This is a genomic window from Streptomyces sp. BV286 (assembly GCF_019090165.1).
Lineage (GTDB): Bacteria > Actinomycetota > Actinomycetes > Streptomycetales > Streptomycetaceae > Streptomyces.
In genome coordinates this window covers 20,564-34,016 of record NZ_JAHRIB010000191.1, presented here as the reverse complement: position 1 = coordinate 34,016, position 13,453 = coordinate 20,564, and the positions used below count along the sequence as shown (strand labels likewise).

Annotated in this window: 12 protein-coding genes; 5 read left to right on the top strand and 7 right to left on the bottom strand. The window is 71.6% G+C overall.

All coding sequences use genetic code 11. The features are described 5' to 3' along the window. Positions 1–146: 146 nt before the first annotated feature. Positions 147–956: an SGNH/GDSL hydrolase family protein gene (locus tag KUF83_RS36430; RefSeq protein ID WP_217459336.1), complete on the top strand. Its 810-nt coding sequence runs from the start codon at positions 147–149 to the stop codon at positions 954–956. On the opposite strand, the gene KUF83_RS36425 is transcribed toward KUF83_RS36430, so the two are convergent. The 4 genes from KUF83_RS36425 to KUF83_RS36410 all read right to left on the bottom strand — a co-directional run bounded on the left by KUF83_RS36425 (position 940) and on the right by KUF83_RS36410 (position 7,566). Beyond that, positions 940–2,619: a serine/threonine-protein kinase gene (locus KUF83_RS36425; RefSeq protein ID WP_217459335.1), complete on the bottom strand. Its 1,680-nt coding sequence runs from the start codon at positions 2,617–2,619 to the stop codon at positions 940–942. The genes KUF83_RS36430 and KUF83_RS36425 overlap by 17 nt on opposite strands. Positions 2,620–2,663: 44 nt before the next feature. Continuing rightward, positions 2,664–4,430, bottom strand: coding sequence for a sulfite exporter TauE/SafE family protein (locus KUF83_RS36420; protein WP_217459334.1), 1,767 nt, complete (start codon positions 4,428–4,430; stop codon positions 2,664–2,666). Continuing rightward, complete coding sequence (locus KUF83_RS36415; protein ID WP_217459333.1) at positions 4,427–5,902, bottom strand: lipopolysaccharide assembly protein LapB; 1,476 nt, start codon at positions 5,900–5,902, stop codon at positions 4,427–4,429. Before KUF83_RS36415 ends, KUF83_RS36420 begins: the two co-directional genes overlap by 4 nt. A 122-nt stretch (positions 5,903–6,024) precedes the next feature. Continuing rightward, the gene (locus KUF83_RS36410; protein ID WP_217459332.1) at positions 6,025–7,566 is read right to left on the bottom strand and encodes a DUF4331 domain-containing protein; all 1,542 of its coding nucleotides are present in this window, start codon (positions 7,564–7,566) and stop codon (positions 6,025–6,027) included. A 257-nt stretch (positions 7,567–7,823) separates the two neighbouring features. On the opposite strand from KUF83_RS36410, the gene KUF83_RS36405 reads away from it, so the two are divergent. From KUF83_RS36405 to KUF83_RS36395, 3 genes are all read left to right on the top strand, one after another. Next, positions 7,824–8,366 carry a sigma-70 family RNA polymerase sigma factor gene (locus KUF83_RS36405; protein ID WP_217459331.1) on the top strand — a complete coding sequence of 181 codons (543 nt, stop codon included), beginning with the start codon at positions 7,824–7,826 and terminating at the stop codon, positions 8,364–8,366. Continuing rightward, positions 8,366–9,169, top strand: a complete 804-nt coding sequence (locus KUF83_RS36400; protein ID WP_217459419.1) for an anti-sigma factor domain-containing protein — start codon at positions 8,366–8,368, stop codon at positions 9,167–9,169. The genes KUF83_RS36405 and KUF83_RS36400 overlap by 1 nt, the downstream gene beginning before the upstream one ends. Positions 9,170–9,284: 115 nt before the next feature. Continuing rightward, a complete protein-coding gene (locus tag KUF83_RS36395) occupies positions 9,285–9,554 on the top strand; it encodes a hypothetical protein (protein WP_200399247.1) in 270 nt (89 codons plus the stop codon). A 56-nt stretch (positions 9,555–9,610) separates the two neighbouring features. On the opposite strand, the gene KUF83_RS36390 is transcribed toward KUF83_RS36395, so the two are convergent. Genes KUF83_RS36390 through KUF83_RS36380 form a run of 3 tightly spaced genes read right to left on the bottom strand, consistent with a single transcriptional unit; the run spans position 9,611 to position 12,613 of the window. After that, positions 9,611–10,819, bottom strand: coding sequence for a CaiB/BaiF CoA transferase family protein (locus tag KUF83_RS36390; protein WP_374106234.1), 1,209 nt, complete (start codon positions 10,817–10,819; stop codon positions 9,611–9,613). Between the two features lie 46 nt (positions 10,820–10,865). After that, positions 10,866–11,648 (bottom strand): ABC transporter permease, encoded by a 783-nt coding sequence (locus KUF83_RS36385; protein WP_217459329.1) that lies wholly within the window; start codon positions 11,646–11,648, stop codon positions 10,866–10,868. Continuing rightward, positions 11,645–12,613 carry an ATP-binding cassette domain-containing protein gene (locus KUF83_RS36380; protein WP_217459328.1) on the bottom strand — a complete coding sequence of 323 codons (969 nt, stop codon included), beginning with the start codon at positions 12,611–12,613 and terminating at the stop codon, positions 11,645–11,647. The genes KUF83_RS36385 and KUF83_RS36380 overlap by 4 nt, the downstream gene beginning before the upstream one ends. A gap of 84 nt (positions 12,614–12,697) precedes the next feature. Here KUF83_RS36380 and KUF83_RS36375 point away from each other — a divergent pair, with 84 nt between their 5' ends. Beyond that, the gene (locus KUF83_RS36375) at positions 12,698–13,411 is read left to right on the top strand and encodes a TetR/AcrR family transcriptional regulator C-terminal domain-containing protein (protein WP_217459327.1); all 714 of its coding nucleotides are present in this window, start codon (positions 12,698–12,700) and stop codon (positions 13,409–13,411) included. Positions 13,412–13,453 lie beyond the last annotated feature (42 nt).

Here is a 13,453-nt window from a genome sequence, read left to right as displayed (position 1 = left end):
CGCTGTCATGAACACGCAATCGAACGCGCGGTGAACGCCTCGCGGAGGTCCCGGTAGGTCCGGAAAAGTCTTGGCATGGACACTTCCTGTCAACACGCGTAGCTGGTACGAAAGTTATGGCAGAGATCCTGCTAAAGGGAGGTTCCATGAGACGTTCCCGACTTACGGCATACGTGACCTCGCTCCTCCTCGCCACCGCCTGCACCCTCACCGGGGCAATGACGGCGCAGGCGTCCCAGCAAGCCGCCGCCACGGGCTATGTGGCCCTCGGCGACTCCTACTCCTCCGGCCTCGGCGCGGGCAGCTACATCGGCTCCAGCGGCGACTGCAAGCGCAGCACGAAGGCCTACCCCTACCTCTGGGCGGCCGCCCATTCACCCTCGTCGTTCAGCTTCACGGCCTGCTCTGGCGCTCGTACGGGTGATGTTCTGGCGAACCAGCTCGGCCCGCTCGGCTCCGGAACGGGCCTCGTCTCGATCTCGATCGGCGGCAACGACGCGGGCTTCTCCGACGTCATGACGACCTGTGTCCTGCAGTCCGAGAGCGCCTGCGTGGCCCGCATCGACACGGCGAAGGCGTACGTCGACTCGACACTGCCCGGCAAGCTCGACTCGGTCTACTCGGCGATCAGCGCGAAGGCCCCGGCGGCCCACGTGGTCGTCCTCGGCTACCCCCGCTTCTACAAGCTGAGCGGCAGCTGCCTGACCGGTCTCTCCGAGAAGGAGCGGGCCGCCATCAACAACGCCGCCGACCACCTGGACAGCGCCATCGCCAAGCGTGCCGCCGACCACGGCTTCACCTTCGGTGACGTACGCCCCACGTTCACGGGCCACGAGATCTGCTCCGGCAGCGCCTGGCTGCACAGCGTCAAGTGGCTGAACATCAGCGAGTCCTACCACCCGACCGCGTCCGGCCAGTCGGGCGGCTACCTGCCCGTCCTCAACTCCGCGGCCTGACCGCTCCGTTCGGGGCCAGCGCCTGAGGAGAAGAGGAACCGGAGGCCCCGCCCGTCGGGGCCTCCGTCTCGCAGGTGACCGAGAAGGCAACCGAGTTCGACTTCCGCTGCTCCGGGCTGCGGACCTCCACCCCCACCTTGTTCTCGTACGTCCCGGACGCCTCGTACGTCGTCAGGACGACCGTGTTCTGTTTCGACTTCCCGCCGCCCTCGGCGAACGAGAGGGTCTTCCAGCTCGGGTCGGACACCTCGCCGGTCTCCGTCACCCAGCGGTACTCCACGTCCACCGGCACGACGCCGACCGTGAAGGTCGCCGTGAAGGTGGGAGCCTGCGCCTCGGGCGGCGGGCAGGCGCCGGTGTAGTCGGTGTGCGAACCCGAGACCGTCACCTTCACGGACTGGGTGGGCGCGGGCGTGGATTCCTTGCCGCCGGTGGTCGAGCCGCCGTCGTTCGTTCCGCTCGAACCGGAGCTCTCCGTCGTCGAGCCGCCGTCGGAGCCGCCCGTGCCGCTTCCGCCGTTGTCACCGCCGCCCGTCGATCCGCCGCTCGTCGACCCGCCGTTGGAGTCGCCGGCGCCGTTGTCCCCGTTGTCGCGGTTGACCAGCGCGTACGTGAGACCCGCGATCGCGAGCGCGAGAGCGGCCAGGCCCGCGATCACCGCGATCATGGCGCGCCGCGGACGGTCGGGCTCCGAGGTCGTGGTCGTCGCGGCCGGGGCGTGCTGCGGGGAGTGGGCGGCGGGCGAGTACGCGGGAACGGGGGCCGGTGAGGTCGTGGCCGGGTGCGGGAACGCCGCGGCCGTCGGCGCGTAGGACGTGGTGCCCGTACGGGAGGTGCCGCCCGCCGCGACGACACGGAGGTCCTGTTCGGCGTCCGCGGCCGGGATGCGCTCCGCCGGGTCCTTGCGCAGCAGACCCTCGATGACCGGGGCGAGCGGGCCCGCCCGGTGCGGAGTCGGCAGTTCCTCGTCGACGACCGCGCGCAGGGTGCTGAGCGGGGTGTTCTGGCGGAACGGCGAGTTGCCCTCGACCGCCGCGTAGAGGAGGACCCCGAGCGACCACAGGTCGGACTCGGGCCCCGGCGTACGGCCCAGCGCCCGCTCCGGTGCGAGGAACTCGGGCGAGCCGATCACCTCACCGGTCATGGTGAGCGCCGAACTGCCCTCGACCGTGGCGATACCGAAGTCGGTGAGGACCACCCGGCCGTCGTTCGACATCAGTACGTTGCCGGGCTTGACGTCCCGGTGCAGGACGCCCGCCTCGTGCGCGGCCCGCAGCGCGGCCAGCACCTCCGCACCGACGTGGGCGGCACGCTGCGGCGACAACGGGCCCTCGGCGTCCAGGAGGTCGGACAGCGCGATCCCGCGGATCAGCTCCATCACGATCCACGGACGGCCGTCCTCCGTCGCCACGTCGTAGACCGTCACCACGTTGCGGTTGGTGACCCGGGCCGCCGCCCATGCCTCGCGCTCCAGCCGGGCGTACATCCGCTCGACGTCAGGGCCCGGCAGCCCGCCCGGGGCGCGCACCTCCTTGACGGCGACCTCGCGGTGCAGCACCTCGTCGCGGGCGCGCCACACCGTCCCCATCCCGCCCTCGCCCAGCGGGGAGAGAAGCCGGTAGCGGCCCGCGATCACTCGTTCACTGCCCGGCTCTCCGGCCACGGGCGCCCCCCATCAGCAACCGCACGATTATGAACAAAAGTAGCTCAACCGAGCGCGGTTGCCGCCCCCTTGAACACCAATCCAGCCCCAAGGGCCACCACGACGAACGCGGATCCGATCGGCGTGGTCCGCCGGAGCAGGGCCGCGGTCCGGCCGCCCGACCAGCGGGCGCCGTTCTCGATGGCCTTGGAGACCCGGCTACCCACCTTGACCACGGCGAACCCGGCGGCCGTGAGGGTGAGTGCGAGTCCCGCCCCGAAGGCCAGCACGAGCAGCAGTCCGAACCACGCCTTGCCGAGCGCCGCCGCCCCGACGAGCACGACGACGGCGGACGGGCTGGGGACGAGGCCGCCGGCGAAGCCGAGGAGAAGGGTGTCCTTGAGCCTGAGAGAAGAGGAGTGGGAGTGGGTGTGCGGATGGGGGTGGGTGTGCGGGCGGTGGTGTCCGTCGTCGTGGGTGTGGGGAGCGTCGTGGCCGTGGACGGGGGAGTCCGTGTGGGGAGCGTCGTGGGTGTGTGAGCCGGTGTGGGCGTGCGTCCGCTCGTCACCGTGTTCGTGGCCGTCCCCGTGCGCGTGGGCCCCCTTGGGGCCGTCCCCGTGGCCCTGCGCGTGCGCCAGAGCGAGCACAGGGCTGGGGCTGTGGGCGTGCGAGTGCCCCTGGGCATGACTGTGGGAATGACCGTGCGGCCCGTGGGAGTGGCTGTGCCCGTGGCCGTGGGAGTGGCTGTGCCCGTGGTCGCGCCGGAGCCAGGCCCGTCGTACGAGGACCGCGCCGGCCACCGTGACGATGACACCGCTCGTCACGCCCAGCCAGGCGATCACCGAGGGCGCGGCGGCCGAACCGGCCGTCACGAGGACGCCGAGGGCGACCACACCGAGTGTGTGGGTGACGGTGACGGACATGGCGAGCGGCATGACGTCGCGCATGGTGGCATTGCCGCGGGCCGCGGCTGTGGCGGCCATGATGGTCTTGCCGTGGCCCGGCGCCAGGGCGTGCATCGCGCCGAGCAGCACGGCGATGCCCAGGGCCAGTGCGGCGAAGCCCAGCGTCAGGTCCTGGCGGGACACCAGATCGTCCAGCGCCCGTGTGAAGCGGTCGGCGCCGCGCGGCAGGATGGAGGAGGCGGGAGCGTCGGAACTCTCCTCGACGAGCGCGGGACCGCCGGGGCGGACGCGCAGCGAAGCCGTCGCCGTGTCCGCCGGTGACGACAGCAACTCCTCCGGATACGCGGTCAGTTCACCCGAGATGGACTTCGTCGGTACGTCCGAGGAGGTGAGCGTCGTCCGGTCGCCGCGGGCCGTGACCTCACGCCATCCGGGGCCGTCGTCCACGGAGGCACGGAAGCGCACGGACGTGCTCGCCTTCGGCAGTGCGGCGGACCAACGGCACTCCACCCGCAGGGTCTTGAGTCCCGCCTGTCCGGGCCGCACCCGGGCACGGCTCTCGCCGACGGTCAGCGCGCGGGCCTTGCCGTCGACGCTCACCCGGCTCTTCCCCGCCGCCGTCTCGCACCGCTCGCGGGCCCAACCCGCCATGCCCGCCTTGTCGATGTCGGGCTGGGCCTGGGTCGCCGGGATCTCCGCCAGGTCCTCCACATGGAGAACCCGCAGCTTCCCGGGAGCGACGACCAGACCGTCGTACCGGTTGACGGTGAAGTTCCCGAGCGGATGCGCCGCGGCCGTCCCGGCGGGAACCAGCACGAGCGCGCAGGCCGCCACGAGAACGGCCACGCAGGACGCGTACGCCCGGCGGCGCAGGGATGCCGTCCGGGCGAGCCGGGACCGGAGGCCGCCCGCGGCGGAGGCGTTCATTCGGCACCGTCCAGCGCCGTCAGTGTCTTCTTGGCCGCCTTCGCGCCGACCGGGGAGAAGCCGGGGTTCAGCTTCAGGGCCGACGACAGGCTGGCGCGGGCCTCCTTCTTGTGACCCGTGGCGCGTTCGATCACGCCGCGGTGGTAGAGGAAGGTGGCGTCGCGGTAGCCGGTCGCGGTGGCGCGCCGGGCGTAGCGGAGGGCCTCGTCGTCACGGCCGTTGACGTGCAGGGCCCACGCCAGGGCGTCCGCGGTGTGGACGGTGTGCCGGCGCTCCCACTCGGCGCGGGCGGCGCGCAGGGCGGCCTTGCGGTCGCCGTGGTCCGCCGCCGCGAGGGCCGTGTCGAGATCGGCGTTGACGCCGTTCGCCCGGGCCAGCGCCGTCCAGGCGTTCACCAGGGCGTACTGGTCGCGGGCCTTCGCCCGGTCCTGCTCGCCGTCGCGCGCCTCGTACAGCTCGCCCAGCACGACCAGCGGGCCCGGCAGCGGGAAGCGGGCCACGACGTCCTCCATGCCGCGGATCGCCGCCGCCCGGTCGCCGCTCGCGGCCTGCGCCCGGGCGCGGCCCTCCAGCGCCGGAAGGTACACCTTGTCGGCGCGCAGAGCCTGCGCGTAGTACTTCAGCGCCGACCCGTACTCGCCCTCGCGCCAGGCGAGTTGGCCGAGCGACGTGGCCACGTACGCGACGTCGCCGGGAGCCGACGCACTGGAGAGTGCCTGCTTCAGGACCCGCCGTGCCGTGGCGACGTCACCGCGCAGCTCCCGCACATAGGCGTAGCGGGTGAAGACGGGGATGCCCGGGCGGCGGGTGTCGGCCTGGTCGGCGGCCCTGGACGCGTCCTCGTAGCGGCCGAGTTCGACGAGGGCGTCGATACGGGTTGACAGCGCCCGCTCGTTGTAGGCGTTCTCGTCCAGGGCCTTCTCCGCGTACCGCAGCGCGCCCGGGAAGTCGTGGCGGGCCGCGGCCAGTGCCGAACGGCCCGCGAGCGCCGGGTCGTTGCCGGGGCGCAGCTCGAGTGAGCGCTTCAGCGCGCGCTCCGCCTGCGGGTAGCGGGACGGGTCGCCGTTGGTGCGGGCCTGCTCGATGTACGCGACACCCAGCGTGGACCAGCCGTTGTAGTCCTTGGGCTGTGCCTTGAGATGGGTCTGCAGGGCGGAGATGCCGGAGGCCAGGCTCCCCGTGGCCAGCAGCTCGGGCGCGAGACCCGGCGCGGACGACACCGTCCGCATGCCGTCGTCGTCCCTGCTGCCCAGCACCACGGCCCCCGCGGTCATCGCGACGGCGAGAGCGACGGCGCAGGCCGTGAGGTGCAGCACCCGAAGCCGCCCGGACCCCCGGCGCCCCTCGGGGGCGTCCTGCCCGGCCCCGGCCTCCTCGGGAGTCCCGGGTGCCTCGGCCGTCGCGCCGGCGTCCTCGCCGGCCTCGTCGGCGAGCTCCCTCTCCTGCGCGTCGTCGTTCCTACGCGGGGACATGCCCTCTCCTCAATCACCTTGGTGGAAGCGGTGGTTCACGTACGTGGTTCACGTACGGGGCGGCGCGGCCCGTGCGCCGTGGGGGACGGATACGCGCGGGCCGCGCCAGTCAGGGGTGCGCGTCAGTAGGCCCGACGGCGGCTGCGCCACCACAGGACACCCGTGCCGACGAGCAGGAACCCGGCCGCGCCCGACCCCGCCGAGACGGCGATCAGGGTGGTGTCGTCCATACCGGCGACACCGCCCGTGGAGCCCGCGGGCTGCAGCGCGTCACCGAGCTGGCTGCGCACGTCGTTCGTACCCGTCGTGCCCTTGGCGAGCGGGCCGCGCGAGCCGGAGGTCGGCAGCGCGACGTAGGGGAACGCCTTCTCGAACTTCTGGTCGTTCTTGTTGACCGCGTCACCCAAGTCGTTCTTGGCGCCCACGAGTTCGCCCTCGACGACCTGCAGTGCGATGTCCAGCACGTCGTCCTTCAGACGGCGGCCGTTCGGGAAGCCCGCGTTGTCGCCGTCCAGCACGCCCAGGCGCTTCTCCTTGGCGGCCGGCTCGATCGAGGTGTTCAGGCGCAGCATCTCCGAAGGCGTGACGTGCGGCGGCTGGTTGAGCTCCGGCACGCCCTTCAGGAACACGTCGACCAGGTCGTTCCTGGGCTCCTTGGGTGCCGGGATCTTGTAGATCGCCTCGATGAGCTTCGGCAGCTCGGGGTTGGTCACGTTCTCCAGGAAGTCCGCGTCGTCCTTGGGCTCGGACGCGTTGAACTTGTCCTTGTCCTTGATCGGGTTGACGACCTCGTTCACCAGCGGCATGCCGAGGCGCGAGACCTGCCGGTACTCGCCGCTCGCGCTCTTGCGCTGCGTCGTCGACCAGACACCGATGACCGGCTGCTCGGCCGACTCCCGGATCAGGTCGGTCGGCAGCTGCAGGGCGACGGAGTTGACGTTGTATTCCTTGAGCGTGTCGTTGCCGACCTCGGACAGGTTGCCGCCGTACAGCAGGTCGAAGACACGCAGGTCGAGGAAGAACGGGTCGTCGGCCTGACCGGCGAACGTCGTCGCCCCGCCCGGGAGTTCGTGCACGGCCTGCTGGCGGAGCTTGGCGTAGTCCGGCATGGACGCCTTGCCGACGTTCGACGGCGCGACCGGCACGTCGTCCGCGTACGTCGTCTTCTTGACCAGGTGCTCGCCCTCGAGCTGCAGCAGCTCGATGTCATAGGTCTGCGTGATGTTGAGGTCCGGGTCGTCGAGGCTCTCCACCGGACCCGTGTTGTACAGGAAGGTCTTGTCGTTCTTGACGTGCGTCTCGAACGTGTAGCGGAAGACCAGATCGCCCTGTGCGTCGCCGTTGCTGTCGATGTGCAGGTCGTACTGGGCGTCCTCGGCGAAGGTGAAGAAGTTCGGCCCTCCGGCCGGTTCCTCGAACGGGATCCAGTTCGCGACCAGCGTGGTCGTGTCCGGTTTGTCGGGGCTTACGAAGGCGTACACGTCCGTGTTGTCGAACTGCGGCTGCCCCGAGATGAGCGGAGCCTCCCGGTGGCTGGAGGCGCTCGCCGTACCCGGTTGGAGCGCGGTCACGCCGACGGCCGCGAGCCCGCCGGTGGCCAGCGCACCGCAGACAAGGGTCGCAAGGCTCCTGCGTCCCACGAACCCGCTGGTGAAAGGTGTCATGCCGTCCGTCCTCTGTCCCAAAACTGTGTCCCGGCGGTGATGTCCGCGGAAGCGACCTCTCGAGTGGTCCGCTCACGCGCTCGTGCCGCGTCGGTCGGTGTTGCCTGATGCACGCCATTCGGAGCGGGTGGGCGGAAGGATTGGTTCGGGATTCACCCGCGTTTTCAAGCTGTTGATCCGTAACCCCATCCGAAGGCGTTCCTGCGCCGAATACGTGAGGATGAGTCAGGCCGTTCAAGGCCGAGAGGGGGAAACGGGTGGAGGCGGACGAACTTCTGGTGCTCGTGGCCGGAGGCGACCAGAAGGCCTTCGAGGATCTGTACGCCCTCGTGTCCGGGCCGGTGTTCGGGCTGGTACGCCGGGTGGTGCGGGACCCGGCCCAGTCGGAGGAGGTGGCGCAGGAGGTACTCCTCGAGCTCTGGCGCTCCGCCGGGCGCTACGATCCCGGCCGTGGCAGCGCACTCGCCTGGGTCCTGACGCTCGCGCACCGCAGGGCGGTCGACCGGGTCCGCAGTGCCCGCGCCGCCGGGGAGCGCGAACTGCGCATGGCCCGGCGGGCGAACGGCCCCGCGTTCGACCAGGTCGCCGAGGAGGTCGAGGCCGGCCTCGAACGCGAATGGGTGCGCCGCTGCCTGGACCGGCTCACCGCCTTACAACGACAGTCCGTCACACTCGCCTACTACGACGGCTACACGTACCGTGAAGTGGCCGAACGGCTCTCCCTGCCGCTCGGCACGGTCAAGACGCGAATGCGCGACGGACTCACGCGGTTGCGCGACTGCCTGGGAGGTGTCGCATGATCACCCTCTTCCGGCGGAGCGAACTGCACTCGCTGGCCGCCCCGTACGCCCTCGACGCCCTGGAACCCCACGAGCACAAACGGTTCGAGAAGCACCTGAGGCGATGCGACAGCTGCGCCGCCGAGGTGCGCGCCCTGCGCGAGGACGCGGTCCGTCTCGCCTGGTCCACAGCTGCCCCGCCGCCCGCCGCGATGCGCGACCGGGTCCTCATGGCCGTCCGCACGACACCCCAGGAACACGTCGCGGGGCAGGCGCCCCCGGTGCGCACCGCACAGCCGCTGCCGGGCATGCGGACCGTGCCGCCGTCGCGCGCCCGTCGCTCCGGCTTCTCGCCGTTCTTCGTGCCGCTCGCCTCCACGACGGCGGCCGCCGCACTCGTCGTCGCCGCGCTCTTCGGCATGCAGGCGTCCCGTACGCAGGATCAGCTGGACCAGGAGCGGGCACAGGCGAGTGACATCGCACACGTTCTCGCCGCGCCGGACGCCCGGGCGGGCGCCGGACGGGACGCGAACGGTCACGGCATCGGCGTCGTCGCCTCCGCGTCGCAGCGCACGGCGGTGGTGACGTCGGCCGGCCTCGGCACGCCTTCGAACCAGAGGGTTCACCAGTTGTGGCTCATGAGACCAGAGGGGAAACCGCGTTCTCTGGGGCTCCTCGACGGCGACACGCCCTTGATTGCCACCGGACTCAACACGGACGCGACCTCACTCGCTGTCACCGTCGAGCCGCCGGGCGGCTCTCCGCAGCCCACAACCGCACCGGTTGTCCAACTCGCCCTGGAATCGCTTGGATTCGGAGAGTAATCGTCAACGCCCTTAGTGGGTAGGTGAATCCCGTGCCCGGGATACACGAGTGTGATGAGGGAGCGATAGGGTTAACCTGCCCGGGCCGGGTGCCCTCGTATGGGTGGGGAGTGACATGGAACAGATAACAGTGCGTGGCAGGGCGCGAGTCCCTGCGATCACGTGCGGCAGCAGCGCGACCAGTTCGCGCCTCGACCGTCATCTTTCGGTGATGGGTGGCCCCGCCATCCCTCAGCGCGAAGCGGCCGAGGCGACGGACCTGATGCGCGAGCTCACCGCACGTGACACCGCGCACGACCGCACCGGCAGGGGCGCGCGAGTGAGGCGGGTCTCGCTCTTCGCACCGCTGCGCCGGCTGCGCCGTTCCCTGTTCGGCGGCCGCTGACAGGCGGCCCCGGTCGCTGAAGGGCGGCCGAACCCGAGCAGGACCCCGACCCGTGCTCAGGCGGCCACACCGTCCCGGCGCAGTGCTGCGATCTCATCGTCCGTCATCCCCACGGCACGCAGCAGCGCCCCGGTGTGCTCCCCGAGCGCGGGTACGGGCCCCATTTTCGCCGCGTCCCCGCCCGGCAGCGTGATCGGCGGCAACAGCGCCCTCAGTGGCCCGACCGGCGACCCCACCTCCCGCCAGCGGTCCCTCGCCGCCAGCTGCGGATGTTCCGCCACTTCCGTCACGTCCCGCAGTCGTGCGCAGGCGATCCCGGCCGCCTCCAGGCGTGCCACGGCCTCGTCCGTGTCGAGACCCGCCAGTGCCCGGCCGACCGACTCGTCGGTGTGCTCCCGGTGTTCGACCCGTGCCGCGTTCGTCGCGTACGCCGGATCGTGCGCCAACTCCGGCCGCTTGAGCACCTGTTCGGCCAGCCGCCGCCACTCCCGGTCGTTCTGCACCGACAGCAGCACCCGCCCGCCGTCCGCCGTCGGATAGGCGTCGTACGGGGCGATGACGGCGTGCGCGAGACCCGTGCGCGCCGGAGGAGTGCCGCCGTGCATCGCGTGGTGCAGCGGATGCCCCATCCACTCGGCCAGCGCCTCCAGCATCGACACCTCCACCGGCCCGCCGCGCCCCGTCGTGCCGCGCCGCACCAGGGCCGCCAGCACCCCCGAGAACGCGTACATGGCGGCCGCGATGTCGGCCGCCGGGATCCCCGCCTTCACCGGCTGCCCGGCCGTCCCCGTCACGGACACCAGCCCCGCCTCGCACTGCACGAGCATGTCGTACGCGCGCTTGCCGGCGTACGGCCCCGAGGCCCCGTAGCCCGAGATGTCCACGGCGATCAGCCGCGGGTCGGCCGCGCACAGCGTCGCCGCGTCCAGGCCGAGCCGTGCGGCGGCGCCCTGGGCGAGGTTCTGCACGAAGACGTCGGCGCCCGCCACGAGGCGGCGCACCACGTCGAGGCCGCGCGGGTCCTTGAGGTCGAGGGCGACGGACTCCTTGCCGCGGTTGCACCACACGAAGTGCGAGGCGAGACCGGCGGCCGCGGTGTCGTAGCCGCGCGCGAAGTCGCCGCCGTCGAGGCGCTCGACCTTGATGACGCGGGCCCCGAGGTCGGCGAGTTGCCGGGTGGCGAAGGGCGCGGCGACGGCCTGCTCGACAGCGACGACGGTGATGCCCTCAAGGGGCAGGGGAAGCGGCTCCATGCGGGGGATCATGTCCCGTGCCCAGGGGCTTTGTCATGCAGGGAGCCCGGTCCTCGGCTCAGCGGCGGCCGTGCGCGTACCGGCGGACGGCGAGCGGCATGAACACCGCGATGAGGACCGCGCACCAGGCCAGCGAACCCGCGACGGGGTGCGTCACCGGCCAGGCTCCGTCGGACGGCACCGGCGCGTTCCCGAACAGGTCCCGCAGGGCCGTGGACACCGCGCTGATCGGGTTCCACTCGGCGAGCGTGCGCAGCCAGTGGGGCAGGTTGTCCGTCGGGATGTACGCGTTCGACAGCAGCGGCAGGATGAACGTCGCGCCGCCGAGCTGACCGGCCGCCTCCTCGCTCTGCGAGACGAGCCCCAGCAGGATCCCGATCCACGTGGTCGCGAACCGGAAGAGCAGCAGCAGCCCCACGGCACCCGCCGCGGCCGGCGCGGAACCCTCCACGCGCCACCCCACCGCGAGCCCCACGAGCAGGAACGGCACCAGGCCCGCGGCCGTGACGACCAGGTCGGCGGCCGCCTGCCCGAGCGGTACCGCGGCCCTGCTCATCGGCAGCGTACGGAAGCGGTCCGTGACGCCCCGGTGCGAGTCCTGCGCCGCCTGGAACATGCCGGTCATGATGCCGTTGGCGGCTGTCGCGACCAGCAACCCCGGTACCAGGAAGGCCCGGTACTCCTCGCCGGGCATCGCCAGCGCGCTGCCGAAGACGTAGCCGAAGAACAGCAGCATGGTGATCGGCATGGTCTGGGTGAGGATCAGCAGGCCCGGGTTGTGCCGGATCCGCCGCAGCTGGCGCCCCAGCATCGCCGTTCCGTCGTACGCCAACGTGCTCATGTCACGAGCTCCTTGTAGTCGGTCCGGCTCGCGGTCACGTTCTCGGTGAGGCGGAGGAAGACGTCGTCGAGCGTCGGCGGGCGCAGGCTCACGTCGAGCAACGGCACTCCGGCGGCGTCGAGTTCGCGCACGAGCCGGGGGAGGGTGAGCGTCTGGTCGGTGGTGACCACGCCGACGGCCCGCCGCTCCTGGTCGAAGTCCGGTGCGGAGCCGGACAGTTGGTCGAGCACGGCCGCCGCGCCGGCCATCGCGTCCGGGTGGGCGACGACCGCCTCCGCGTACGAGCCGATGAGCGCCTTGAGTTCCGCGGGCGTTCCCGAGTGCGCGGCCCGGCCCCGGTCCACGAGCACGATGTCGTCGGCGAGCTGGTCCGCCTCCTCCAGGTACTGGGTGGTGAGCAGGACGGTCGTGCCCTCGGACTTCAGGGCCCGCACGGTCTCCCAGATCTGGTTGCGGCTGTGCGGGTCGAGGCCCGTCGTCGGCTCGTCGAGGAACAGCACCGCGGGCCGGGTGATCAGGCTCGCGGCCAGGTCCAGGCGGCGTCGCATGCCGCCGGAGTAGGTCGAGGCGGGGCGGTGGGCCGCGTCGGTGAGCTCGAAGCGGTCGAGCAGTTCCTCGGCCCGGGCGGCCGCCCTCGGCAGGCGACGGAGCTTCGCGAACAGCCGCAGGTTCTCCCGGCCCGTGAGGTCGCCGTCGACCGAGGCGTACTGCCCGGCGACGCCGATCGCGCGGCGCACGGCGTCCGGTTCGCGGACGAGATCGTGCCCCGCGACCCGGGCGGAACCGGCGTCGGGCCGCAGCAGGGTGGTGAGGAGCCGGACCGCCGTTGTCTTGCCCGCGCCGTTGGGGCCCAGCAGCCCGCAGACGGTTCCCTCGGCCACCGCGAGATCCAGCCCCCGAAGGGCGTGGACCTCCCCGAAGCGCTTCTCCAGACCCTCACTAAGTACGCCGTACGTAGTAGTCATGGGTTGACCATAGCGCATTACGTACGCTGTACGTAACTAGGATGGTGGTGACAGGTTTCTCCGACGGCAGGGCTGGCGACACCGATGGCAGGACGTGCCGACGTACCCGAAGTGATCTGGGCCCGACCCGAGCGCACGGGGCGCGGACCGCGGCCCGCGTTCAGCCGGGCCGACGTCGCGGCCGCCGCGGTGCGGATCGCGGACGCGCAGGGGCTGGACGCCGTCTCGATGCGGCATGTCGCGGCCGAGCTGGGCTGCGGCACGATGTCGCTCTACAACTACGTGCCGCGCAAGGAGGACCTGCACGAGCTGATGGTCGACGCCGTCAGCGCCGAGCACGAGCTGTGGGAGCCCGCGGGGGACTGGCGTGCCGACATGCTCCGGGTCGCCCGTCAGACGCGCGCGCTCATGCACCGGCATCCCTGGCTGCCGGCCCTGATGTCGCCGGTGTACGGCTTCAGCCCCAGCGCCCTGCGTTATCTGGAGCACTGCCTGGCCTGCCTGGACTCCTTCGAGGGGACGTACGGCACGAAGTTCGAGCTGATCGCGATGCTCAACGGGGTCGTGACGACGTACGTCGGCAACGAGCTGGCCACGGCGGAGCGGGTGCGGGCGTTGCCGTGGTCCGAGGAGCAGGAGAACGCTGTGCGCGGGGCCTATCTGGGCGGGCAGGTCGCCACCGGGGCGTATCCGCGGATGGCGGCGGCGTTCATGGAGGCCGCGGGGCCGATCGATCTGGAGGCGGTGTTCGAGCGGGCGTTGGTTCGGGTGCTGGACGGGTTCGACCCGGTGCGGTGAGTTTTTGGCCGGGTGAGGGGGTGGGTGGAGCGGTGGTGGTTC

Coding starts and splice junctions, on each gene's coding strand:
- KUF83_RS36430 (WP_217459336.1), top strand. CDS start 147: ATGAGACGTTCCCGACTTACGGCATACGTGACCTCGCTCCTCCTCGCC.
- KUF83_RS36420 (WP_217459334.1), bottom strand. CDS start 4,430: ATGAACGCCTCCGCCGCGGGCGGCCTCCGGTCCCGGCTCGCCCGGACG.
- KUF83_RS36415 (WP_217459333.1), bottom strand. CDS start 5,902: ATGTCCCCGCGTAGGAACGACGACGCGCAGGAGAGGGAGCTCGCCGAC.
- KUF83_RS36410 (WP_217459332.1), bottom strand. CDS start 7,566: ATGACACCTTTCACCAGCGGGTTCGTGGGACGCAGGAGCCTTGCGACC.
- KUF83_RS36395 (WP_200399247.1), top strand. CDS start 9,285: ATGGAACAGATAACAGTGCGTGGCAGGGCGCGAGTCCCTGCGATCACG.
- KUF83_RS36390 (WP_374106234.1), bottom strand. CDS start 10,819: ATGATCCCCCGCATGGAGCCGCTTCCCCTGCCCCTTGAGGGCATCACC.
- KUF83_RS36385 (WP_217459329.1), bottom strand. CDS start 11,648: ATGAGCACGTTGGCGTACGACGGAACGGCGATGCTGGGGCGCCAGCTG.
- KUF83_RS36380 (WP_217459328.1), bottom strand. CDS start 12,613: ATGACTACTACGTACGGCGTACTTAGTGAGGGTCTGGAGAAGCGCTTC.
- KUF83_RS36375 (WP_217459327.1), top strand. CDS start 12,698: ATGGCAGGACGTGCCGACGTACCCGAAGTGATCTGGGCCCGACCCGAG.